The following is a 21,115-nucleotide window of genomic DNA, read 5'->3' as shown; positions in this document are numbered from 1 at the left end:
CTCAGTAACGGATTTTCGGATCGAACCAGGCATAAGCCAGGTCGGTCAGCAGGTTTACGATGACGGTGAGTGCGCCATACAGGATCGTGACCCCCAGCAGCACGGCATAATCGCGCGACAGGGCCGAGCCGACATAGGCCTGACCCAGACCACCGGTCGAAAAGTAGATGTCAACAAAGACCGAACCTGTCAGAACGTAGACAAAGACCGGCCCCAGATAAGAGACCACTGGCAGCAGCGTGGGTTTTAGCGCATGGCGCCAGATCACAGTTCTGGTCGGCAAGCCCTTGGCGCGCGCGGTGCGGATGAAGTTCGAGTTCAGAACCTCAAGCATCGACGACCGGGTGATCCGCGCGATCGACCCCATATAGGATGTCGCCAGTGCGATGACCGGCATGATCAGATATTGCCACTGACCGCCGTTCCAGCCACCGCCCGGCAGCCATCCCAGCCACAGGGTGAAGGTCAGAATCAGGATCGGGCCCATGATGAAGTTCGGCAGCGCTTGTGCGGCGATGCCCAGACCAACCGCGAAATAGTCGATCCAGCTGTTGTGCTTGATCGCAGCCGCGATGCCCAGGCTGACACCCACGGCGGTTGCGAAAAGGAACGACAGCGACCCGTAGGTCAGCGAGATCGGGAAACCCTGCGCGATGATGTCGTTTACGTCGCGGTCCTTGAACTTGAAGGACGGGCCGAAATCGAAATGCACGACGATGTTATATAGATAGTCCCAAAGCTGCTTCCAAAGCGGCTGGTCCAAACCATAGCGGGCCTCGATATTGGCCAGAACCGCAGGCGGCAACGGCCGTTCCGAGGTGAAGGGCCCACCGGGCGCGAAGTGCATCAGGAAAAAACACGCGACGATCAGCAACAGGATCGTCGGAATGGCGACCAGCAGTCGCCTTACACTATAGGCAAGCATTCCATGCCCCCATGTTTATTGGCCCTGCCCCGGAGGTTTCCGGGGCAGGGCGCGGTTCAAAGACGATTACTCGGCGATTTTATAGAGGTTTTTCGAGTACCAGTTCTGCTCGACATTGTTCACCGGCCAGTTCCCAACGTCGCTGTCCATCATATAGACACCGGCGTAGTGGTAGATCGGGATCACAGGTGTTTCCTGAGCGATGATACGCTCGACCTCGGTGTACAGAGGTGCCGGATCGTCCGAGGTTTTGGCTTCGGCCAGCAATTCGTCAACGCGGGCGTTGTTGAATTTGCCGTCGTTATAGCCCGAGTCGGACTGAAGCAGGTCAAGGAAGGTGGACGCTTCGTTATAGTCGCCGCACCATGCGCCGCGCGCCAGTTCGAAGTTCTGATTGCCGCGCTCTTCTAGGAAGACCTTCCATTCCATGTTGGCCAGCTCAACATTCACGCCCAGCTTCTGTTTCCACATCTGGCTTAGCGCCACGGCGACCTTCTTGTGGCCTTCCGAAGTGTTGTAGACCATTTCGAAGCTCAACGGATTATCGGGGCCATAACCGGCCTCGGCCAGCAGTTCCTTGGCGAGCTGATCGCGCTCGGACTGGGTCATGGACGCCATTTCGACAGCCGGAACAGTAAAGCCTGCTGTGGCTTCGGGGGCAAAAGTGTAGGCTTCGGGCTGACCACCGGCCATAACTTTTTCAGTGATGATCCCACGATCCACTGCCAGCGAAAGGGCCTGGCGGACGTTGGGGTCCTTGAAGGCCTCGGGTCCGCCGTCGGACAGATTGAAGGTGTAATAGTAGTTGCACAGACGCGGGAAGCTGATGGCTTCTTCCGGATGCTCGACCTTCAGGCGTGGGTATTGGCCGGCAGGAATTTCAGTGCGGTCCAGTTCACCAGCAAGATAGCGGGTCAGCGCAACGTTCTCGTCGTTGATCACAAGCGCTACAACTTTGTCGATGATGGTGTTGTTGTTATCCCAATACATCTCGTTGCGTTCGCGCACCGAACGTTCTTGCGGCAGGTGCTCGGTCAGGACATAAGCGCCGTTGGATACGATGTTTTCCGGTTTGGTCCAGGCGTCGCCGAACTCTGCGATCACCTTTTGCGGTGCCGGGAACGTCGTCGAATGCGTTGTCATTTGCGGGAAATACGGCAGAGCGGAGCTAAGCTTTACCTCAAGCGTATGATCGTCGATGGCCTTGACGCCCAGATCATCAACCGGCTTTTCGCCCGCAATAATGGCCGAAGCGTTTTCGATTGCCATCAGTTCCATGAACCAAGCGTAGGGCGAAGACAGTTCGGGATCGACGGCGCGTTTCCAAGCATAAACGAAATCACCTGCGGTGACCGGGTCACCATTCGACCACTTCGCGTTGTCGCGCAGGGTGAACGTGTAGACGTCTTTGGTGTCGTTGACTTCAAAGCCCGTTGCAACGCCGGGGACCAGGTTGCCGTCTTCGTCCTGGTTCATCAGGCCTTCAAACAGATCGCGTACGATCTCGGCCCCGGACACGTCTTCCACGACCTGCGGGTCAACTGAGCTGTGTTCGTCCAGAATACGGTAAACAAAAGTCTGGTCATCCGCCAGCGCTTCGCCGGTTTCGGGATGGGTTCCGGCCGCAAAGGCGGCACCGGTGATCATGGTTGAGCACAATAGCCCTGCCAGTGATGTTCGGATAATTCTGTTCATAAGTGTTACTCCCATTTTTTGTCACCGGGCGTGTGCATATGTCCGCAATGTGGCCCGGGTCCGTGTGTTTCCGGCATCCGCTGGGTCTCTCCGATGATCCAGATTGTGATTGGGTACATTCATTCTTCCTGCTGAACCCGTTCAATTGTCGGACGTCCGTTTGCGAAAGCTGCCTTTCGCTGCGGCGAAACGTGGCAGTTTTTTGGATCGGGTAAAACCTTTTTTAGTCAAATGAGCGAGCAAAAGCCGAAACGAAACGTAACAAGGCTGGCTTTGGAAACTTTATTCTGAAACGTGTCGCGCGCATGACATTTTCGCGAAGGTCCATTACTCGCTGTATGCAATGGAGTGGTCAGAAATGCGTATGAGCGGGCGAATCACCCAGAGAATCAGGGTGTCAGATGAGCCTTCATCCCCGCTTTGGGAAAGCAGGTAGGTGAGCGTCCGGTGGCTTCTTGCCAGCGTCCGATGGATCGGCGGGTTTTGTATCCGGGCAATCCGTCGACGCCGCCGACATCGTGCCCCTGTTGTTCCAGCGCTGCCTGCATTTGGGCAATGTCCGACCGGTACAGCCCACCGACCTTGCCCCATTGGCCCTGAAAATTGCCGACGCCATATTGAATCCGGTCGCCGACATGCCCGACGAACAGGGCATAGAGGTCGCTGGTGTTGTAATCTTTCAGGACATAGAAGTTTGGTGTGACGATGAAGGCTGGGCCATGGCGCCCGGCGGGCATCATCAGGTACCCTTCGGCCGGAATCTCATGCGCCGGAAAGGGCCGTCCCGAGACGCGGGAAATGCCCATCGCCGCCCAATCCCTGATGGATCGGCCCTGGTCCGGGCCTTCCAGCGCACAGGAGACGGTGTTCGGCACCGTCACCTCGAACCCCCAATCGCGACCTTTGATCCAACCGTGCTGATCCAGATAATGCGCAATCGATGCCAGCGTGTCCGCTGGTGACCCCCAGATGTCCGCGCGCCCGTCCCGGTTACCATCCGTCGCATAGTTCAGGAAACTGGAGGGCATAAACTGCGGCTGACCCAAAGCCCCGGCCCAGCTGCTTTTCATTCCCCGCGCCGGGACATGACCGGCCTCGGCGATTTGCAGGGCCGCGATAAGCTCATCGGTGAAATATGCGGCGCGCGTGCTCATGAACCCTTTGGTGCCAAGAACCTGAAAGGCATCATGTCGGATCGGCACTTGGCCATAGCCGCTTTCGCGCCCCCAGATGGCCAGAAGGACGCGGCCCGGTACGCCGGTTTCTGCCTCGATCCGCGCCAGCGTATCCGCGTGCCGCTGCGCCATTTTGCGCCCGACAGATGTGGCACCCTGTACCGAGTTGGCGTTGAAATACCGCCCCGGTGATCCGAATTCGGCCTGCCGCTGTTTTTTCTGCTTCTTTGGGCTTTGACCGGGTGGAACCAAATCCGGGAGGTCCCAGTTCAGGGTTACCCCGACAAAGGCTTGCTCCATCGTGCGGCGGGACACGCCTTTAGCCTTTGCCTGAGGCCAGATGGTTTGCCAGATCCAGTCCTGAAACTGCCGCTCGACCGCAGTGCGGTTCTGCGCCAGGGCAACCGGCGCAAACAGGCACAATAGCAGGGCAATGGCATATCGGAGCATCACCCACAGGTCTGGCCCCTGAGCCGATACATGTCAATCACTTGCCGGTCCCATGGGGTGTTCAGGAAAATACCTTGAGAAATTGTGTGACTCTGCCGATAGTTGGGCATATTGAGCTGATATTTTGAGGACGAGCTGGGCGTGACCATTTTCAGGATGCATCGTTTTGTCGGGCTGGCACTTGCGGGTGTGGTGTGCGCGTTTGCCTTTCCGCAATTTGCATTGGCCAGCGACAGTTTCATGGATCCGCAAGGCCCGATTGCGGCCATTCAGAAAACTCATTTGTTACGCGCAACAGCGTTGATCCTGGTCGCGGTCATCCCGGTTTTGGTTCTGGTTCCTCTGATTGCGCTGCGATATCGCCGCCGCAAGGGTAGCGCCGCCGCATATCGGCCCGCGTGGGACTTTTCGGCCGGTCTGGAATTCGTGATGTGGGGCGTGCCCGTCGTGATCGTGGCGATCCTTTCCCTTTTTCTTTGGCAACATACTCATCGTCTAGACCCGTATGCCGCCAATTTTGGCGAAGAACCGGTGGTTCGGGTGCAGGTTGTCGGGTTGGATTGGAAATGGCTGTTTATCTATCCCGACCTGGGTATCGCCAGCGTCGGAGAGCTGGGCATCCCTGTCAAACAGCAGATTGCCATGACTCTGACGACCGATACGGTCATGCAATCCTTCATGATACCGGCGCTGGCGGGTCAGATCTATGCGATGCCGGGGATGACAACGCAGTTGCATTTGGTGGCCGATACGCCCGAAACGATGCAGGGTGAGAATACGCAATATAACGGTCGGGGCTTTACCAAACAGAAGTTCGAAACGCGGGCGATGACAACGCAGGATTTCAGTACATGGGTTGAACGTGTGCGCGCGAACGGCATTCCACTGGATGCGTCGACATATCAAACGCTTGCTATGCGCACGGATCGGGATGAAGTTCAGGCCGCTTTGGGAACAGACAAGATGCCCGCAAATGCACTGTATTTCACGTTGGAGGAAAACGACCTGTTTCGCACCATCTTGCACCGGTATCACAGCGGCAAGCCATTACCGCTGGATCAGCAGCCCGGTACCGCCGTTTTCGGGCAGGAGGCAGGCCAATGACATCCCCTGACACCGGTTTCTTTGGCCGCCTGACCTGGGATGCGTTTCCCATTGCAGGGCTGATCCAAAACCCCAGCGTCAATGAAATTATTGCCAACGTGGCTGCGGCGGTTGTGATTGTCGGTGTGGTCGCCGTGGTTGGCCTGCTGAGTTATTTCCGCCTCTGGAGGTCGCTGTGGCGAGACTGGCTGACCAGTGCCGACCACAAGAAGATCGGCATTATGTATATTGTCTTTGCCATCGTCATGCTGGCGCGTGGGGTGCTTGAGGGCGTGGTCATGCGCGCGCAACAGGCCGCCGGGCCCGGCGATGGTTTTCTGGAAGCTGAACATTTTGCCGAACTCTTCAGTACTCATGGCACGATCATGATCTTCTTTGTGGCCGTGCCATTTGTCTTTGGCATTGCCAACTATGTGGTGCCGCTGATGATCGGCGCGCGGGATGTGGCCTTTCCGCGGCTGAACCAGATCAGCCTCGGCCTGACGGTCTCGGCTGGTATGATGCTGATGGTGTCTCTGGTGGTCGGTAAGTTCTCGACCGGGGGGTGGACGGCCTACCCGCCTTATACCGGAGCAGCCTTCAACCCCGGCGTGGGGCCGGACTACTGGATCTGGGCCATCGTCGTGTCCGGTGTTGGCACATCTCTGACCGGTATCAATTTCGCGGTCACCATCTACAAGATGCGGGCGCCTGGAATGAAGTTCATGCGGTTGCCGATGTATTGCTGGACGATCATTTGCAGCTCGATCTTGATTGTATTCGCAATGCCGCCGCTGGGGGTTGCGGCGCTGCTGCTGGCCGCCGACCGCTATCTGGATTTCCATTTCTTCACCAACGACCTCGGCGGTAACATGATGAACTATGCCAACCTGTTCTGGCTGTTTGGCCATCCCGAGGTCTACCTGCTGGTCCTGCCCGCCTATGGTATCTATTCCGAGGTATTTGCGACATTCTCGGCCAAACGGCTTTATGGGTATCACTCGCTGGTCATCGCCACCATGTCGATCGCAGTGCTGTCCTTTACCGTCTGGCTGCATCATTTCTTCACTATGGGTCAAAGCGCGCTGATCAATGCGGTGTTCGGAATCGCAACCATGCTGATCGCCGTCCCGACGGGGGTTAAAGTCTATGACTGGATGGCGACGTTGTGGCGGGGGCGTATCCGGTTTTCAGTGCCGATGCTTTATGGTCTGTCGTTCCTGATGCTGTTCGTGATCGGCGGTCTTAGCGGTGTTGTTCTGGCCAACCCGACCGTGGACTATCAGGTCCATAACACGCTGTTCCTGGTGGCCCATTTCCACAACGTGCTGCTGCCCGGTGTGCTGTTTGGTCTGCTGGCCGCGTACAACTATTGGTTCCCAAAGGCTTTTGGTTTTCGCCTGAACGAGTTCTGGGGCCGCGTGACGGTGGCCCTGTGGACCTTTGGGTTCATGCTGACCTTTCTGCCGCTCTATTTCGTCGGCCTGATGGGCATGCCGCGCCGTTCGTTCAGCTGGGAGGATCCCAACTTCCATCCCTATATGATTGTGGCCGTAATAGGCGCATTGGTTATCACGGCTGCGTTGTTCTCGGTTCTGATCCAGCTATGGGTCAGCATCCGCGACCGAGAGAAGAACGCCGTGCCGGTGGGTGACCCATGGGACGGGCGCACTCTGGAATGGTCGATCCCATCACCGCCGCCACCCTATAACTTCGCGATCATCCCTCAGGTCACCGACCGGGACGACTTTGCAGCAGCCAAGGAGAGGGGCGTGGCCTATCCGACGCCGGACGCCTATGAGGATATCGAAATGCCCCGCAACACCGGGATCGGATTCATTCTGTGTGTACTCAGCGGCATTTGGATGTTTGCTCTGGTCTGGTGGATCTGGTGGCTCGCCGCGCTGATGACCGTTCTGATCATCCTGTCGATCATTGTCTGGAGTTTTGACACCAGCACCGAGTTCGTCATCCCTGCCGAAGAGGTCCGCAAAGATCACGAGGCATGGCTGGATCTTGTTCACAGCGCAACAGCCGTGGACCGCGATCATGAGGCAGCCCCCGAAAACCGCGGCCTGGCCCGCCCTGATATGGAGGCCGTGACATGAGGCGCGCGCCGTCCCACAGCTATCCCGGCATCAACCTGGGTGAGGACCACGCCAGCGCCGACAAGGCGGCCGAGGTTGTCACCTTTGGATTCTGGGTCTTTCTGATGAGCGATCTGGTCTATTTCGGCCTGATGTTTGGCATCTATATCACCATGATCGATGCGCAGGCCGGCGGCCCCGGTCCGCACGAGCTGTTTGACCTGTATAGTATCTTCGCGCAAACCCTGATCCTGCTGACCAGCAGTCTGACAGTCGGGCTGGCCATGCTGGCCTTGAAATACAATTTACCACGTCCCCGGATCGTGCTGTGGTTCGGGGTTACCTTGGTTCTTGGGATCAGCTTTTTGGTGCTGGAAATCCGGGACTTCATGAACATGGCCGCACAAGGCGGCGTTCCCCAGCGCAGCGGGTTCCTGTCTGCGTTTTATGGGTTGGTCCCGCTGCACGGGTTGCATGTGGCGGCGGGGTGCCTTTGGCTGGTTGTGCTGGGCATTCAACTGCGCATGATGGGGCTGACTGACCTGTTGATGTCACGCATGGTGCGGCTGGCCCTGTTCTGGCACTTCCTCGACCTGATCTGGATCGGCATCATCACCATCGTATATTTCGGAGGGCTGACCTATGGATAGACGCACCGAGATGCACCGGCGCGAACGCCGTCGTTATGTGATCGGCTATGGCGGGTCGCTGTTGCTGACGCTGACCGTGTTTTTTATCGCTCACCGATACGGGATTGAAACCAAGGGCGTCTATCTGTCCATTGGCCTGCTGGGACTGGCGCAACTGGTCGTGCAACTGGTCTATTTCCTGCATATCGACCGGCGTCGCAGCAGCCGTGAAGATCTGGACCTGATCCTGTTTTCGACACTCGTCTTGCTAATTATCATCGGCGGCACGGTGTGGATTCTGGGGAATCTGGCCGTTCGCATGCATATGCACCCTATGTAAGACCGCCCGTTAGAACCAACCCCAGCCACAAGGCCATCCAGCAGAGCGCGACGCTGAACAGGATGTTCCCGGCAGCAAAAACAACGGTGCGGTTTCGGTGCAGATCAAGTGACTGGTAGGCGAAGCTGGAAAAGGTGGTGAAGCCGCCGCAGAAGCCGAAGACCAGCCGCTTTTCTTGCTCGCCCATCTCAACTGGGCCGCCCAGATATCCGATCCAAAGGCCCAGCAGCAGGCTACCCGCGACATTCACGATCAGCGTCGAAACGGGCAGGTCATGCGTAACCCGCAGCGACAGCCAATGACGTGCAACGGCCCCCAGACCTCCGCCCAGACCGAACATCGCATGCAGATAGAGGTCGGTCATTCCCGTACCCTCCTGCGCCCAACCGCTTCGCCCAGAATGGCCGCGCCGAGACCACAGATGATTTCAGCCAGGATGGGGATGCTTACGAACCAACCACTGGTCAGGGCGATGCGTTCCAATTCGGCCACGAACGACGAGAAGGTCGATAGCCCGCCGCAAAAGCCGACGGCGCCCAGATGCAGGACATGCGCGTGCACCCGATGCCGGACGGCATAAAGCCAACCCAGAATGAAACAAGCTGCGATGTTGATGCCGAATGTCGCAGTCAGCAACGGTGCGCCCGGGATCTCAAGCGCAAAGGCTTCGCGCAGCAGTGACCCTGCCGCGCCGCCCACGAAGACGGCCGCATACATCAGGGCTTGGTCTTTGGTCTGGGGCTTTGGTTTTGCCACGCGATTGATCCTGCTTTGGCCCGCATTCGCCCTCGGCATACCGTTTGCGGGGGTGTGGATCAACGGCAGAGCGGGCAGGGCAAAGTTTCAAGCCCTTGCAATCGAAGACCAATCTATTCCACCATCGTATAAGCAAATGGGTATGGCTCAGCCGAAGGAGAGCAGGAATGATTGTTCGCAGGATATATTTCGCGGTCGCGTTTCTGGGCCTGCCCCTGACTATTCTGCTTGGCCTGCTGTGGGCCCCTGCCTTCTGGCTGCTGGTACTGGTCATTCCCTATGTTCTGATCGGCTACTACGACATCAAGACAACCAAGCATAACGTGCTGAACAACTATCCGGTTCTGGGTCACTTCCGCTACATGCTGGAATTCGTCAGCCCGGAAATCCGTCAGTATTTCGTGGAGACAAATGAAAGCGGGCGGCCCTTTAACCGGATCATCCGCGGTTTGGTCTATGCGCGTGCCAAGGGGCAGGTCGACACTCAGGCTTTTGGAACACAGTACGATATTTTGACCGTTGGCTATCATCGCGCCAATCACTCGCTGGCCCCCAAGGATGTGGACGTCAGTGAAGAGCGCGTAATGCTGGGTGGGCCGCAATGTGAAAAACCCTATAACGCATCCCGGCTGAACGTGTCGGCCATGAGCTTTGGTGCGCTTAGCGCCAATGCGATCCGATCTCTAAATGGTGGCGCCAAGGATGGCGGCTTTGCCCACAACACCGGTGAGGGCGGTTTGTCGCCGCACCATCTGGCCGAGGGCGGGGACATCATCTGGCAGATCGGCACCGGCTATTTCGGGTGCCGCACGTCTGAGGGCGGGTTCGACAAGGACGAGTTCGCGAAAAAGGCGCACAAAGACGTGGTCAAGGCGATTGAGATCAAGCTGTCTCAGGGCGCCAAACCCTCGCATGGCGGGGTTTTGCCTGCGGCCAAGGTGGATGCCGAGATTGCGGAAATCCGGGGTGTGCCGGAACATCAGGATGTGATCTCTCCGCCGATCCATTCCGCCTTTGACGGCCCGACCGGGTTGATGGAGTTCGTGCAGCATCTGCGTGAAATGTCCGGGGGTAAACCCATCGGGTTCAAACTGTGCATTGGCGACCCGTCCGAGTTCATGGCGATATGCAAAGCAATGCTTGAGACAGGCATCCTGCCCGATTTCATTACAGTGGACGGGGCCGAAGGCGGCACCGGGGCGGCCCCGGTCGAATTCACCAACCGGCTGGGTATGCCTTTGAACGAGGCGCTGATCTTTGTGAACAACTGCCTGCGCGGTATTGGCGTGCGCGACAAGATCCGGGTCATTTGTTCAGGCAAAGTGGCAACCGGCTTCGATATGGTCGAAAAATTCGCACTTGGCGCGGATATGTGTAACGCCGCGCGGGCGATGATGTTTGCCGTTGGGTGTATTCAGGCGCTGCACTGCAATACGAACCGATGCCCGTCGGGTGTGGCAACGCAGGACCCGGTCCGGGGTAATGCGATCAAGGTTCCCGAGAAACGGAAACGGGTGCATCGCTTTCACGACAGCACGATAGAAAGTTTCCGGGAACTTCTGGGCGCAATGGGCAAGGCAACGGTTGCGGAGCTGCGCCCGTCGGACATCCGGCGTCGCACGGCTGATGAACGCGAACGCTCTTACGCCGAGCTGTATGAGTTTATCGAGGACGGTGCCTTGCTTGCGGATAACCTTCCGCAAGCCTATGCAGAGGATTGGAAACGTGCCTCCTCAGCTCATTTCTGATCACAGTTGCCCAAGAGGCGATCAGAAGCGCGTGTTTCGTGGATTGTTGGCTGCGTGAGAGTGAATTCTGCGCACGCTCCACTCGACTGCATCCCGCATGGTCCGACCCAGTGCGACGTCGAATGCCTCAACCAGATCGGACGTCTGATCGCTGGTGGCCACCACGTTCTCCTGAAATGAGCTGGAGGCGATGATCTTGTCTTCGTATTCGTCAATGATCTTGATGTTGATCCGCACTTCCACGCGTACGGTTTTGGTGTTCTCGGTCTCGCTGACGACGACGCCTTGAAACTCTCGCAAGTCAGGGGCAATGACGTAGTCAGCCCGCAGCCCGACGGTCGAGCGGCCCACCGCCGCCACCTTGCCCGAGTTCTCATAGCTTTCCACCATCAGCGCCTGAACGATCAAAGGCGCGCGATCCACCCAGCGGGCGCGGGGCAGATATTGCACCTGCAACGCGGTCGGCTGAACGGCGATCTGATCGGTGTTGACGGCCGCGGTTGCGGTGGGTTCTTCAACCACGATTTGTTTCTGCACCCGCGGCAGAGATGATGAGAACGTGCTTTTGGGTGTCAGCAGATACAGATCGTTCGGCTTGGATGCCTGTCGCAATGTCCCCAAACCGGTGCATCCGCTGAGCGCGACCAGAGCCAGGGTCAGGATAAGGGGGCGGATCATTGGCGAAACTCCGATGCTTGGGTGCCCAACAAAAAGCGCGCCGGGTCGCGTTCAACCTTGTCGACCAACCGGTCCAGACTGATAACCAGTCGTTGGGATTCTTCAATAAAGCGGACGAACTGCCCCAGACCAACACGCAGGAAATCCGAGACCTGACGGCTGTTATCCTGAACAATGCTATCAATTGTACCCAACAGCTCGGACGCGGATTTGGACGCGCTAAGGATATCGTCAGAGATTTTGTCAACCTTGCCAGTTATGTTGGAAACGGTCTCAGCCACCTGGTTGGCTGCTTTGCTGACTTCCGCCGCGACCGGGGCGATATCCTCATCCATCACACGATTGGCTGAATCAAAGGCCCGCTCGGCGGAAGAGAGAGTCCCTTGAGCTTTGTCCATCGCGGCGGTGATCGAACCCAGAGTGGTGTTGGCATTCAATACTGTCTCGCTGATGACACCAAGCGTGACACTGCCTTCATCCGAGAGGCGAGTCAGCCGCTCGGCCAATGAAGATGCGCGCTCGATAAACGGCCGGATATCTTGCGCAATCACCTGATCCGCCGCTTGCAAGGTGGTATTTGCCGTATCCAACGCTGTCTTGGCGGAATCCGATGCCTCCTTAACGCTTTTCAGTGTGTCGGTTCCGGTGGTCAGTGTTGTCTCGGCTGTGTTGGCCAATGTATCCAGACGTTTGGTAAACGCCCCAATTTCCTTAGCCGCAGTGCCCAGATCGCTAGATAAGGATTGAAAATCTGTCAGAGTCTTGTCCAGCTTGCCGGAAGCGTCCGCCAGTTTGGTTAGTATATCCGACACAGATTTGCGGTTCTTCTCATCTACAACCGAATTCAGGTTTTCCAAGAGGGTGACGGCTTTTTCCAGCACCTCAGGCGCGCCCTCAAGAAGGGATTGGATTGAACTGCGCTTGCTTGGAATAACGCTGTTCTGCGGCAGACGTTCCGCGCTGGGCGATCCGCCGGACAGTTCCACATAGGCAACACCAGTCACGCCCAAGGACTGAAGCTGTGCGATTGTGTCTTTGGTGACCGGGATATCAGCATCCACTTCCAGCCGGACCCGCACCTTTGACGGGTCATCATCGTCCAGATCCAGGGAAATGACCTGGCCGACCGGCAGACCGTTGTAGTTCACACCCCCCGCAGCCGACAGGCCCGAGACATTGTCAAACAGCACCTCGTAATAGGCGTATTGCCGGGTGACTTCGAACTTTGCCAGCCAAAGGAAAAAGCCAAAGACCCCCAGGATACCAGCCAGGGTAAACGCACCGATCAGGATATAGTTCGCTCGGGTTTCCATCGCCTCTACCTGTCTTGCCCCTTCTGCTGCGCCGCGCGGGCGCGGGGGCCTGTGAAATATTCCTGTACCCAAGGGTGGTCGACCTTGGTCATCTCTTCAATCGGACCTTCAACCAGCACGCGTTTTTCCGCAAGCACCGCGATGCGGTCGCAAATTGCATAAAGACTGTCCAGGTCGTGGGTTACCATGAACACGGTCAGACCCAGCGCCTGTTGCAGCTCTCCGATCAGGTCATCATAGGCGGCGGCCCCGATGGGGTCCAATCCGGCGGTGGGTTCGTCCAGAAAAACGATCTCGGGGTCCAGCGACAAAGCCCGTGCCAGCGCCGCCCTTTTGCGCATCCCGCCCGACAGTTCCGAGGGAAATTTGCTGCAACTCAGCTGCGGCAGGCCAACAAGGCTGATCTTGAGCCCGCCAAGCGCCTCCATCAGGCTTTCGCTGATCCCGGTGTGTTCACGCAGCGGTGCCATCACGTTCTGCAAAACGGTCAGCGATGAAAACAGGGCGCCGTCCTGAAACGCCACGCCCCAGCTTTTTTCGATACGCTGGCGATCTTCTTCAGGGCCGTTCAGAACATCGACACCCAGCACTTCGATACTGCCTGCAGCCGGCCTGTTGAGGCCGACTATCGTGCGCAACAACACAGACTTACCGGTACCTGACCCGCCGACGACGCCCAGCACCTCACCCCGCCAGACATCCAGATTCAGATTGTCATGCACCACCTGTTCGCCAAAGCGGTTGGTCAGGTTGCGCACGCGGATCACCGCCTCGCGCTGGGCTTCAGTCTGGGTGCCGTCCTGAAGGGCGGTGCCGTCCATGTCAGACCCCCAGTTCCGAGAAGAAGATCGAAAACAGGGCGTCGATGGCGATGACCATAAAGATGGATTGCACGACCGAAGCCGTAGTCCGTTGACCAACACTTTCCGAAGAGCCACGAACCTGCATGGCCTGCCAGCAGGCGATCACGCCAATCACCAGCGCAAAGAATGGCGCTTTGATCAGACCAACCGCAAGTTGCCAGACATCTGTATTTTCTTTCAGGCGTGTCAGAAACATGCCCGGGCTGACGCCCAGATCGATCCAGCTCATCAACGCGCCGCCGATCAGACCAGCGATATCTGCGACAAATCCAAGAATGGGCAGCATGATCAGCAGGGCCAGCACGCGCGGCACGACAAGCACTTCGATCGGGTCCAGACCCAGCGTGCGCATGGCGTCGATTTCTTCCTGCACTTTCATTGACCCGATGGACGCGGTGAAGGCTGAACCGGACCGGCCTGCAACGATAATCGCAGTCAGCAACACGCCCAGTTCCCGCAGGATCGAGATCGAGATCAGCTCGACCACAAAAATCTCGGCTCCGAACTGTTTCAGCTGGGTCGCGCCCTGAAAGGCCAGCACGACGCCGATCAGAAACCCCATCAGGGATACAATGGGCAATGCTTTGAACCCGGCCTGCTCCATCTGGGATACCAACGCCGCGCGGCGCAGGCGCCACGGCATGACAATTGTGCGTGCAAGGCGGTGCAGCGTCAGGCCCAGAAATGCCAGAATCGAAAGGGTATCTTCCCAGCCCGAGGTTGTTCGATGACCAAGCCGGGCGACCCAATTGACGAACCCGCCCGGCGGTTCTTGTTCACCGACCTCTTTCGGGATGTTACGCGAAACCGTTTCAATCAGGGTGGCATGCGCAGGTTGCGCGCCCTGAATCTGAACGTGCGCCCCGTTCGAGGTCAAACGACGTTCCAAATCCGCAATCAGCCAGGCCCCGCCCGTGTCCAGCGCCTGAATCTGTGACAGGTCAACCACCACGTCTCCGCTGATGGGTTTGACAGCCCTGAACCCGGCTTCGACAGTTTCAAGCGATTGCGTCAGCAAATCGCCAGAGAGTCTTATGCAAACACCGGTTGCATTGTTGTCCAGGTTTATTGCCGGTTGCGTCATGCGCATATGTGATGTGAAACGTCCCAGAGCTGCAACGGGTTTGTTCCGGTCACAAAGATATTTTGGTCGCAGGATGCGCAGTTGTGACAGTTGGCTCGGTCTAAGTGCTTTGCCACGCGACTCAAAAAATCTAGACAAACGAGTTGCTAACGGTATCGTTGCATTCAAATTTCTAGTTTTGATTGAGTGGCATTAGACCCACGTAATCCCACCAATGGGTCTGTCTGCGCTTCGTACGGTTTTGGCACCGGCTTGTATTGGGGGCATCCATGATCGACTGGTTCGTGAATATTTTGCAAACCTATCCGGAACTGGCGGTTTTTCTGTCCATTGGCATCGGATTTCTGATTGGCCCATGGAAGCTGATGGGGTTTAGCCTGGGAACAGTCACGGCCACCCTGCTGGCGGCGGTGGTGATCGGGCAGGCGCATATCGAGATCGATTCTGCTGTCAAATCGACCTTTTTCATCCTTTTCATTTTTGCGGTTGGGTATGGGGTTGGCCCACAGTTCATGCGCGGTCTGAAGGTAGATGGCGCGCGAGAAGTCTTTTTTGCACTGAGTGTGCTGGCCCTGTGTCTGATTGTGCCGCTTGTGGCTGCCAAAGTGGCAGGGCTTGAACTTGGGTATGCCGCCGGTCTTTATGCCGGGTCGCAAACGATCTCGGCGGCCATTGGCGTTGCGACGGATCAGATTGGCCAACTGGGATTGTCGGCGGATCAGGCCAAGACCTATGCCAACCAGATTCCGGTCGCGTATGCAGTGACCTATATCTACGGCACCATTGGCTCGGCCATCATTCTGGCCAAAATCGGGCCCCGCCTGATTGGGGTCGATCTGGTGGCGGCCTGCAAGGAATACGAGGCCAAACTGGGCGGTAGTACGAACATCGAAACCGGCGAAGGAATCGTTTCCGGTTACCGCGCAATCGAGGCGCGTGCTTTTGAGATCCCCGATGGCAGCGATTTGCTGGGCAAGCCGGTCAAGGATCTGCTGCCCGGTGTGCGCATCTATGCCGAGCGGCTGCGTCGCGCAGGCCAGATAATCGAAGTGAATGATGATACAATCCTGCAGCCCGGTGACGTTGTCATGTTCTCGGGACGTCGCGCCGATCTGGTAGGGTTGCTCGAAACCAGCCTGAAGGAGGCCGACGCACCGGACCTGCTGAGTATCCCATCCGAAAAACTGGATGTTCTGATCACCAGTAAAGAGGTGCACGGCAAGACGTTGGAAGAACTAAGCAAAATGTCAATTGCCCGGGGCGTATACCTGTCGAAGCTGATGCGCAACATGCTCGACCTGCCTATGTTGCCTGGTACCGTGGTGCACCGAGGGGATATCATGACCCTGCAAGGCAGCAAACGGCATGTTGAGGCTGCAATCGCCGAGATCGGTTATGCGGACCGCCCCGTGGACACAACCGACCTTGCCTTTGTGGGTTGGGGCATTTTTGTCGGTGGCATAATCGGTACGCTGGCCATCATGATCGGTGGGTTTCCGATCAGCCTGTCCACGACCGGCGGCGCATTGTTGGCGGGGTTGGTGCTGGGTTGGCTGCGCACGGTTCACCCGACCTTTGGGCGCATTCCCGGCCCCGCCTTGTGGCTGATGAACACCCTGGGTCTGAACGTGTTCATCGCGGTGATCGGCATTACCGCAGGTCCGGGATTTGTTGCCGGGCTGCAGCAGGCCGGGGTGGCGTTGCTGCTATGGGGCATTGTCGCGACATCATTGCCAATGATTTTCTCGGTCTATGTTGGCCACTACGTCTTCAAGTTTCACCCGGCCATCTTGTTCGGAGCCTGTGCAGGCGCGCGGACCACAACTGCCGCACTTGGGATGATTCAAGAAGCCGCACAAAGCCGTATTCCTGCCCTTGGCTACGGTATGCCCTATGCCATCGGCAATACGTTACTGACCATTTTCGGAATGGTCGTGGTTTTGATCCTCAGTTGATTTTGGAAAGGTTTGATCGATGGATAGAGTGAAGCTGCACGATTACGAAGCGCTCAGCCCGTTTCAAATCAAGGATGAACTGATCCAGCTGGCCTCGGCCGAGGCGCGCAAGGCCAACAGCGCCTTTCTGAATGCCGGACGTGGCAACCCCAACTGGGTCGCCACCAGCCCGCGCGAGGCGTTTTTTGCCCTTGGCCAGTTCGCAATTACCGAGTCCAAGCGGGTTATGAACCATCCTGCCGGTCTGGGTGGAATGCCCGCTTTGCAAGGCTGCCATGCCCGATTGCAGGATTGGGCGGCCGAAAACGCCAATACGCCGGGCGTCGATACCTTGGTCGATGTCGTTGGGCACGCCATCGCGGCCTTTGACTTTGACGCGGACGCCTTTGTGCACGAGCTGACGGATTCCATCATAGGCGACAATTACCCGGTGCCTGACCGCATCCTGAAGCACAACGCCGCCATTGCACATGAATATCTGATGTGGGCGATGTGTTCCGGGCATCGCCCGGATGCACAATTTGACCTGTTTGCCGTTGAAGGCGGCACGGCGGCGATGTGCTATATCTTCAAAACGCTCAAGGCGAACCGGCTGCTGAATCCGGGTGACACAATTGCCCTGTGCACCCCGATTTTCACGCCCTATCTCGAAATGCCGGAACTTGAAGACTACAGCCTTGAGTCGGTCCATGTAGATACGGATGAAGAGGATGGGTTTCAGCTGACCGATGCAGCGGTTGAAAAGCTGAAGGATCCGAAGGTCAAAGCGTTCTTTCTGGTGAATCCCGGCAACCCGTCTTCGGTCGCGCTCAGCACTGGGTCATTGCGGAAACTGGCTGATCTGGTGGAAAACCACAGGCCCGATCTGATCGTTCTGACCGACGATGTATATGGCACGTTTGTGCATGACTTTACTTCAGTCATGGGGCATCTGCCGCGCAATACTATCGGGGTTTATTCCTATTCGAAGTATTTCGGCTGTACCGGTTGGCGGCTGGGTGTCATTGCGGTGGCGCAAGACAATATATTTGACCTCAAACTGGCGGGCCATCCTGATGAGATCAAAGAGGTGCTCGACAAGCGCTATGGAACGCTCAGCCTGACGCCGCGCGACATTCGGTTCATCGATCGGCTGGTGGCCGATAGTCGCGACGTCGCCCTCAATCACACTGCAGGTCTTTCATTGCCACAGCAGGTGATGATGACGCTGTTTTCTCTGTGTGAGTTGGTGGATACCAAGAAAGCCTATCAAAAAGCCTGTATGGAGCTTGTACACCGACGCTTCAAACTGTTGACGGATGCGATGGGCGTCGAAGTCAAAGCCGGCGAACATTACGACGCATACTACGGCATCATCGACTTTGAATTCTGGTTACGGAAATATGTGGGTGAAGACGTTGTGGCGTGGATTAAGCAAAATGTGCACCCGTTGGATATCGCGTTCAAACTGGCCGAGGACTACGGGATCGTTCTTTTGAACGGCAGTGGCTTCGACGCTCCGGGCTGGTCTGCGCGCGTCTCTTTTGCAAATCTTCCGGATGAGGCCTATTCGCAAATCGGTACGGCGGTGCGCTCGGTTGCCCGAGGTTACGTGCAGGCCTACCGCGCGGCGAACAACTTGCCACTGCATGGATAGACCTGTCCCCTACACCTGCGCCTGAACTGGTGCTACCCATAGGCGCAGGGGAGGATGGTTTTGGACGTCAACAAACAGCGCATCAAAGCGATGACCACGGGCCTGAACCTGATCGGTCAGGCCTTGTCGATCTATGACAGTCAGTTGCGGCTGGTTTTGTGCAACCTGCGATTTCAGGAAATGTTCGACCTGCCGGACGAACTGGTTCAACCCGGTGCCCTGTTCCGCGACACGATCCACTTTTTGGCAAGCAGGGGCGAATACGGCAACGCTTCGGATGTGGAGGAAATGGTTTCCCAACGGGTCGAGCAGGCCCTGGCGTTTGAGCCCCACTATATGGAACGCACCCGCCCGAACGGGCAGGTGATTTCCGTCGAAGGCGCACCTTTGCCCACCGGCGGCTGGGTGACGGTTTATACGGATATCACCCGCACGAAACAGGCCGAGGACATGCTGAGGGCAAGATCCGAGGAGTTGTCCGAACAGTTGTTGAACCGGGCCGAAGAACTTTCGGCCTCGAACCGGAAACTGGCCGCTACGATCACCGCGTTGGAGGAGGCCAAGCGGCAACTCACCGAGATCGAAGCGCGCACGCGTATGACGACCGAGATGATGCCGGCCCATATCGCGCATCTGGATGGTGACGCGCGGTATGATTATTCCAACCGACGCCTCAGTGCTGTGATGCCGGGGCGGCCCTCTGAAATTCTGGGGCTTCATATTTCACAGGCGCTGGGGGCGGCGGCTTACGAACGGGTCAAACCTCATCTCGAAAAGGCCTATGGTGGTCAGGTGTCCGTATTTGAGTTTACCGAAGACCAGGACCAGCGCCGGATTCGAGTATCCTTTACGCCGGACGGCACTGGCGGCGTTTATGTCATGTCGGTTGATATCACCGAAGAAACGCAGGCGCGTGTCGCTTTGCAGCAAACCCGCCGCCGGGAAATGGCGGCGCAGATGACCAGCGGGCTGGCACATGATTTCTCGAACTTGCTGACCATCATTCTGGGGATGCAGGCAAAGCTGGCCAAAATGAACCTCTCGGATGAAGCGGCCGAGTTGGTCGTCGCCACCCAGCAGACCGCGCGGCGCGGCGGGCAGTTGCTGAATCGCATCGCCGACATGACCGGGAACAGGACACCGCAGCCGCAGGCAACCGATATACGGGCGTTGTTAGAGGATCTGCGTATTCTGGCCTCGCCATCCTTGCCTCGGGGCATGGGGTTCTCGGTAGTCAATACCTTGCCGGACAAGCCGTTGATGTTGGATCCTGGCATGGTTCAAGATGCGCTGTTGAACCTTGTCCTGAATGCGCGGGACGCCTGTGGCACATCCGGGCAAATCACCATCAGTGCCCATGCTATCGGTAGAATCTGGGCAGAGATCACCGTCTCGGACACTGGTCCGGGGTTCTCGGCCGAGGCCTTGCAGAACGCGCTGAATCCGTTCTTCACAACAAAGGGCAGCGATGGGTCCGGTTTGGGTTTGCCGATGGTCTATGACACCGTCAAATTGGCTGGGGGGGACTTGCAGCTGCGAAACACGCCGTCCGGCGCGTCGGTCATTCTGCGCCTGCCGTATCGTCCGGCGCCGCCTGCGCAATCCGGTCTGGTACTTCTGGTCGAGGATCAGGACGAGTTGCGCAGTCAGTTCCGCGACATGCTGGTCGACCTGGGATGCGCGGTTATTGAGGCGACCTCGGTCGAAGAGGCCATGACCTTGACGGGCGATATCGGAGATATCAGCATGGTGCTGTCGGATATCCGCCTACAGGGGGACGAGACTGGGCTTGACCTAATCCACCGCCTCCAGAACGCAATCCCTTGCATTTTGATGACGTCACTGCCCTATTCCGATCCGTTGCACCGTCAGGCTCTGACCTTGGCGCCGGTGCTGCACAAACCCTTTACCCAGGCGCAACTATCTGCGCTGATCAGAACCGAGGCCGCCTGATGTCACAACCGTTGGTGACCATTCTGGACGATGAACCGGAAATCCGGCGCATCCTGACCGATTCACTGGAAGAAGCTGGGTTTCGAACGCAGAGCTTTTCCCGCGCGCGCGAATTCGAGGCGTCACTGAAGCGCGTTACGCCCGATGTCTGCCTTGTCGACCTGTCTTTGCCCGATACAGATGGTCTTGCCTTGGTCCATCGGCTGGCGTTGGAGCAAGGGGCGGCGGTGATTATCATCTCGGGCCGCGCGCAGGTGCAGGATCGCGTGACCGGGCTTGAACTAGGGGCCGATGATTACATCACCAAACCGTTTGATCCGGCCGAAGTTGTGGCCCGCATACGCGCGCGTCTGCGTGGGCCACGGACCGGTGTACAAACGTCAGAAGTTGCCGAATTCAACGGTTGGACGGCGCAGTTTGACCGGTATGTGCTGATCGATGCCGAGGGTGCTGAAACGCCGTTCAGCCATGCCGAAGGTGAGGTTTTGCGCCTGTTCCTGGAAAGCCCGAAACGATTGATCAGCCGCAGCCGGATGCAGGAAATGCTGGGCAGCGGGGCTGGCGACAGTTTCGACCGCGCTATGGATGTGCGAATTTCCAGGTTGCGCACAAAGCTTGGTGAGGACCCCAAAAACCCAAGGCTGATCAAGACGATCTACGGTGCGGGCTATATCTTTCTCGGAGATGTCAAATGGCGTTGAAGGCCTGATACTCGCGTTTCGGGCTGTTGCTCAGAGATGGCAGA

At 57.5% G+C, this 21,115-nt stretch carries 18 protein-coding genes; 9 read left to right on the top strand and 9 right to left on the bottom strand.

Annotation, left to right across the window (positions count from 1 at the left end):
* Position 1: 1 nt before the first annotated feature.
* The 3 genes from oppB to ACP0GE_RS00565 form a co-directional block, all read right to left on the bottom strand.
* On the bottom strand, positions 2-925 hold the full coding sequence (gene oppB / locus ACP0GE_RS00575) for an oligopeptide ABC transporter permease OppB (RefSeq protein ID WP_424830069.1): 924 nt from the start codon (positions 923-925) through the stop codon (positions 2-4).
* A 66-nt stretch (positions 926-991) separates the two neighbouring features.
* Positions 992-2,620 carry a peptide ABC transporter substrate-binding protein gene (locus ACP0GE_RS00570; protein ID WP_424830068.1) on the bottom strand — a complete coding sequence of 543 codons (1,629 nt, stop codon included), beginning with the start codon at positions 2,618-2,620 and terminating at the stop codon, positions 992-994.
* 389 nt (positions 2,621-3,009) lie between these two features.
* Entirely contained in the window at positions 3,010-4,245 is a 1,236-nt protein-coding gene (locus tag ACP0GE_RS00565; RefSeq protein WP_424830067.1) for a lytic murein transglycosylase, read from the bottom strand.
* Between the two features lie 141 nt (positions 4,246-4,386).
* Here ACP0GE_RS00565 and ACP0GE_RS00560 point away from each other — a divergent pair, with 141 nt between their 5' ends.
* From ACP0GE_RS00560 to ACP0GE_RS00545, 4 genes are read left to right on the top strand one after another with little or no spacing between them, the layout of a single operon-like run.
* Positions 4,387-5,349, top strand: a complete 963-nt coding sequence (locus ACP0GE_RS00560; protein ID WP_424830066.1) for a cytochrome ubiquinol oxidase subunit II — start codon at positions 4,387-4,389, stop codon at positions 5,347-5,349.
* A complete protein-coding gene (locus ACP0GE_RS00555) occupies positions 5,346-7,436 on the top strand; it encodes a cbb3-type cytochrome c oxidase subunit I (RefSeq protein ID WP_424830065.1) in 2,091 nt (696 codons plus the stop codon). Before ACP0GE_RS00560 ends, ACP0GE_RS00555 begins: the two co-directional genes overlap by 4 nt.
* The gene (locus tag ACP0GE_RS00550) at positions 7,433-8,065 is read left to right on the top strand and encodes a cytochrome c oxidase subunit 3 (RefSeq protein ID WP_424830064.1); all 633 of its coding nucleotides are present in this window, start codon (positions 7,433-7,435) and stop codon (positions 8,063-8,065) included. The genes ACP0GE_RS00555 and ACP0GE_RS00550 overlap by 4 nt, the downstream gene beginning before the upstream one ends.
* The gene (locus ACP0GE_RS00545) at positions 8,058-8,384 is read left to right on the top strand and encodes a cytochrome o ubiquinol oxidase subunit IV (RefSeq protein WP_424830063.1); all 327 of its coding nucleotides are present in this window, start codon (positions 8,058-8,060) and stop codon (positions 8,382-8,384) included. Before ACP0GE_RS00550 ends, ACP0GE_RS00545 begins: the two co-directional genes overlap by 8 nt.
* Here the strand turns inward: ACP0GE_RS00545 and ACP0GE_RS00540 are convergent.
* Both ACP0GE_RS00540 and ACP0GE_RS00535 read right to left on the bottom strand, forming a co-directional pair.
* Complete coding sequence (locus ACP0GE_RS00540) at positions 8,377-8,748, bottom strand: fluoride efflux transporter FluC (protein ID WP_424830062.1); 372 nt, start codon at positions 8,746-8,748, stop codon at positions 8,377-8,379. The two genes, ACP0GE_RS00545 and ACP0GE_RS00540, sit on opposite strands and share 8 nt — an antisense overlap.
* A complete protein-coding gene (locus tag ACP0GE_RS00535; protein WP_424830061.1) occupies positions 8,745-9,140 on the bottom strand; it encodes a fluoride efflux transporter FluC in 396 nt (131 codons plus the stop codon). Before ACP0GE_RS00535 ends, ACP0GE_RS00540 begins: the two co-directional genes overlap by 4 nt.
* A 167-nt stretch (positions 9,141-9,307) precedes the next feature.
* Between ACP0GE_RS00535 and ACP0GE_RS00530 the strand changes: the two genes are divergently transcribed.
* Positions 9,308-10,888, top strand: coding sequence for an FMN-binding glutamate synthase family protein (locus ACP0GE_RS00530; protein ID WP_424830060.1), 1,581 nt, complete (start codon positions 9,308-9,310; stop codon positions 10,886-10,888).
* A gap of 21 nt (positions 10,889-10,909) precedes the next feature.
* On the opposite strand, the gene ACP0GE_RS00525 is transcribed toward ACP0GE_RS00530, so the two are convergent.
* From ACP0GE_RS00525 to ACP0GE_RS00510, 4 genes are read right to left on the bottom strand one after another with little or no spacing between them, the layout of a single operon-like run.
* Positions 10,910-11,566: an ABC-type transport auxiliary lipoprotein family protein gene (locus ACP0GE_RS00525; RefSeq protein WP_424830059.1), complete on the bottom strand. Its 657-nt coding sequence runs from the start codon at positions 11,564-11,566 to the stop codon at positions 10,910-10,912.
* Positions 11,563-12,879: an MlaD family protein gene (locus tag ACP0GE_RS00520; protein WP_424830058.1), complete on the bottom strand. Its 1,317-nt coding sequence runs from the start codon at positions 12,877-12,879 to the stop codon at positions 11,563-11,565. The genes ACP0GE_RS00525 and ACP0GE_RS00520 overlap by 4 nt, the downstream gene beginning before the upstream one ends.
* A 5-nt stretch (positions 12,880-12,884) precedes the next feature.
* Positions 12,885-13,700 (bottom strand): ABC transporter ATP-binding protein, encoded by an 816-nt coding sequence (locus ACP0GE_RS00515; RefSeq protein ID WP_424830057.1) that lies wholly within the window; start codon positions 13,698-13,700, stop codon positions 12,885-12,887.
* A gap of 1 nt (position 13,701) precedes the next feature.
* The gene (locus tag ACP0GE_RS00510) at positions 13,702-14,826 is read right to left on the bottom strand and encodes an ABC transporter permease (protein ID WP_424830056.1); all 1,125 of its coding nucleotides are present in this window, start codon (positions 14,824-14,826) and stop codon (positions 13,702-13,704) included.
* 269 nt (positions 14,827-15,095) lie between these two features.
* Here ACP0GE_RS00510 and aspT point away from each other — a divergent pair, with 269 nt between their 5' ends.
* The 4 genes from aspT (at position 15,096) to ACP0GE_RS00490 (ending at position 21,071) form a co-directional block, all read left to right on the top strand.
* Positions 15,096-16,781: an aspartate-alanine antiporter gene (gene aspT / locus ACP0GE_RS00505; protein WP_424830055.1), complete on the top strand. Its 1,686-nt coding sequence runs from the start codon at positions 15,096-15,098 to the stop codon at positions 16,779-16,781.
* Positions 16,782-16,800: 19 nt separating this feature from the next.
* Positions 16,801-18,417: a bifunctional aspartate transaminase/aspartate 4-decarboxylase gene (locus tag ACP0GE_RS00500; RefSeq protein ID WP_424830054.1), complete on the top strand. Its 1,617-nt coding sequence runs from the start codon at positions 16,801-16,803 to the stop codon at positions 18,415-18,417.
* A gap of 90 nt (positions 18,418-18,507) precedes the next feature.
* Positions 18,508-20,370, top strand: coding sequence for a PAS-domain containing protein (locus ACP0GE_RS00495; RefSeq protein ID WP_424830658.1), 1,863 nt, complete (start codon positions 18,508-18,510; stop codon positions 20,368-20,370).
* Complete coding sequence (locus ACP0GE_RS00490) at positions 20,370-21,071, top strand: response regulator transcription factor (protein ID WP_424830053.1); 702 nt, start codon at positions 20,370-20,372, stop codon at positions 21,069-21,071. The genes ACP0GE_RS00495 and ACP0GE_RS00490 overlap by 1 nt, the downstream gene beginning before the upstream one ends.
* Positions 21,072-21,115 lie beyond the last annotated feature (44 nt).

It is taken from the genome of Ruegeria sp., assembly GCF_965243365.1.
Lineage (GTDB): Bacteria > Pseudomonadota > Alphaproteobacteria > Rhodobacterales > Rhodobacteraceae > Ruegeria.
The sequence above is the reverse complement of the archived record's forward strand: the minus strand, read 5'-3'. Positions and strand labels throughout refer to the sequence as shown.

Excerpts from the sequence above, each read along its gene's own strand:
- ACP0GE_RS00570 (WP_424830068.1), bottom strand. The coding sequence starts at position 2,620 with ATGAACAGAATTATCCGAACATCACTGGCAGGGCTATTGTGCTCAACC.
- aspT (WP_424830055.1), top strand. The coding sequence starts at position 15,096 with ATGATCGACTGGTTCGTGAATATTTTGCAAACCTATCCGGAACTGGCG.
- ACP0GE_RS00565 (WP_424830067.1), bottom strand. The coding sequence starts at position 4,245 with ATGCTCCGATATGCCATTGCCCTGCTATTGTGCCTGTTTGCGCCGGTT.
- ACP0GE_RS00495 (WP_424830658.1), top strand. The coding sequence starts at position 18,508 with ATGACCACGGGCCTGAACCTGATCGGTCAGGCCTTGTCGATCTATGAC.
- oppB (WP_424830069.1), bottom strand. The coding sequence starts at position 925 with ATGCTTGCCTATAGTGTAAGGCGACTGCTGGTCGCCATTCCGACGATC.
- ACP0GE_RS00520 (WP_424830058.1), bottom strand. The coding sequence starts at position 12,879 with ATGGAAACCCGAGCGAACTATATCCTGATCGGTGCGTTTACCCTGGCT.
- ACP0GE_RS00525 (WP_424830059.1), bottom strand. The coding sequence starts at position 11,566 with ATGATCCGCCCCCTTATCCTGACCCTGGCTCTGGTCGCGCTCAGCGGA.
- ACP0GE_RS00515 (WP_424830057.1), bottom strand. The coding sequence starts at position 13,700 with ATGGACGGCACCGCCCTTCAGGACGGCACCCAGACTGAAGCCCAGCGC.
- ACP0GE_RS00510 (WP_424830056.1), bottom strand. The coding sequence starts at position 14,826 with ATGACGCAACCGGCAATAAACCTGGACAACAATGCAACCGGTGTTTGC.
- ACP0GE_RS00530 (WP_424830060.1), top strand. The coding sequence starts at position 9,308 with ATGATTGTTCGCAGGATATATTTCGCGGTCGCGTTTCTGGGCCTGCCC.
- ACP0GE_RS00500 (WP_424830054.1), top strand. The coding sequence starts at position 16,801 with ATGGATAGAGTGAAGCTGCACGATTACGAAGCGCTCAGCCCGTTTCAA.
- ACP0GE_RS00550 (WP_424830064.1), top strand. The coding sequence starts at position 7,433 with ATGAGGCGCGCGCCGTCCCACAGCTATCCCGGCATCAACCTGGGTGAG.
- ACP0GE_RS00545 (WP_424830063.1), top strand. The coding sequence starts at position 8,058 with ATGGATAGACGCACCGAGATGCACCGGCGCGAACGCCGTCGTTATGTG.
- ACP0GE_RS00490 (WP_424830053.1), top strand. The coding sequence starts at position 20,370 with ATGTCACAACCGTTGGTGACCATTCTGGACGATGAACCGGAAATCCGG.
- ACP0GE_RS00555 (WP_424830065.1), top strand. The coding sequence starts at position 5,346 with ATGACATCCCCTGACACCGGTTTCTTTGGCCGCCTGACCTGGGATGCG.
- ACP0GE_RS00540 (WP_424830062.1), bottom strand. The coding sequence starts at position 8,748 with ATGACCGACCTCTATCTGCATGCGATGTTCGGTCTGGGCGGAGGTCTG.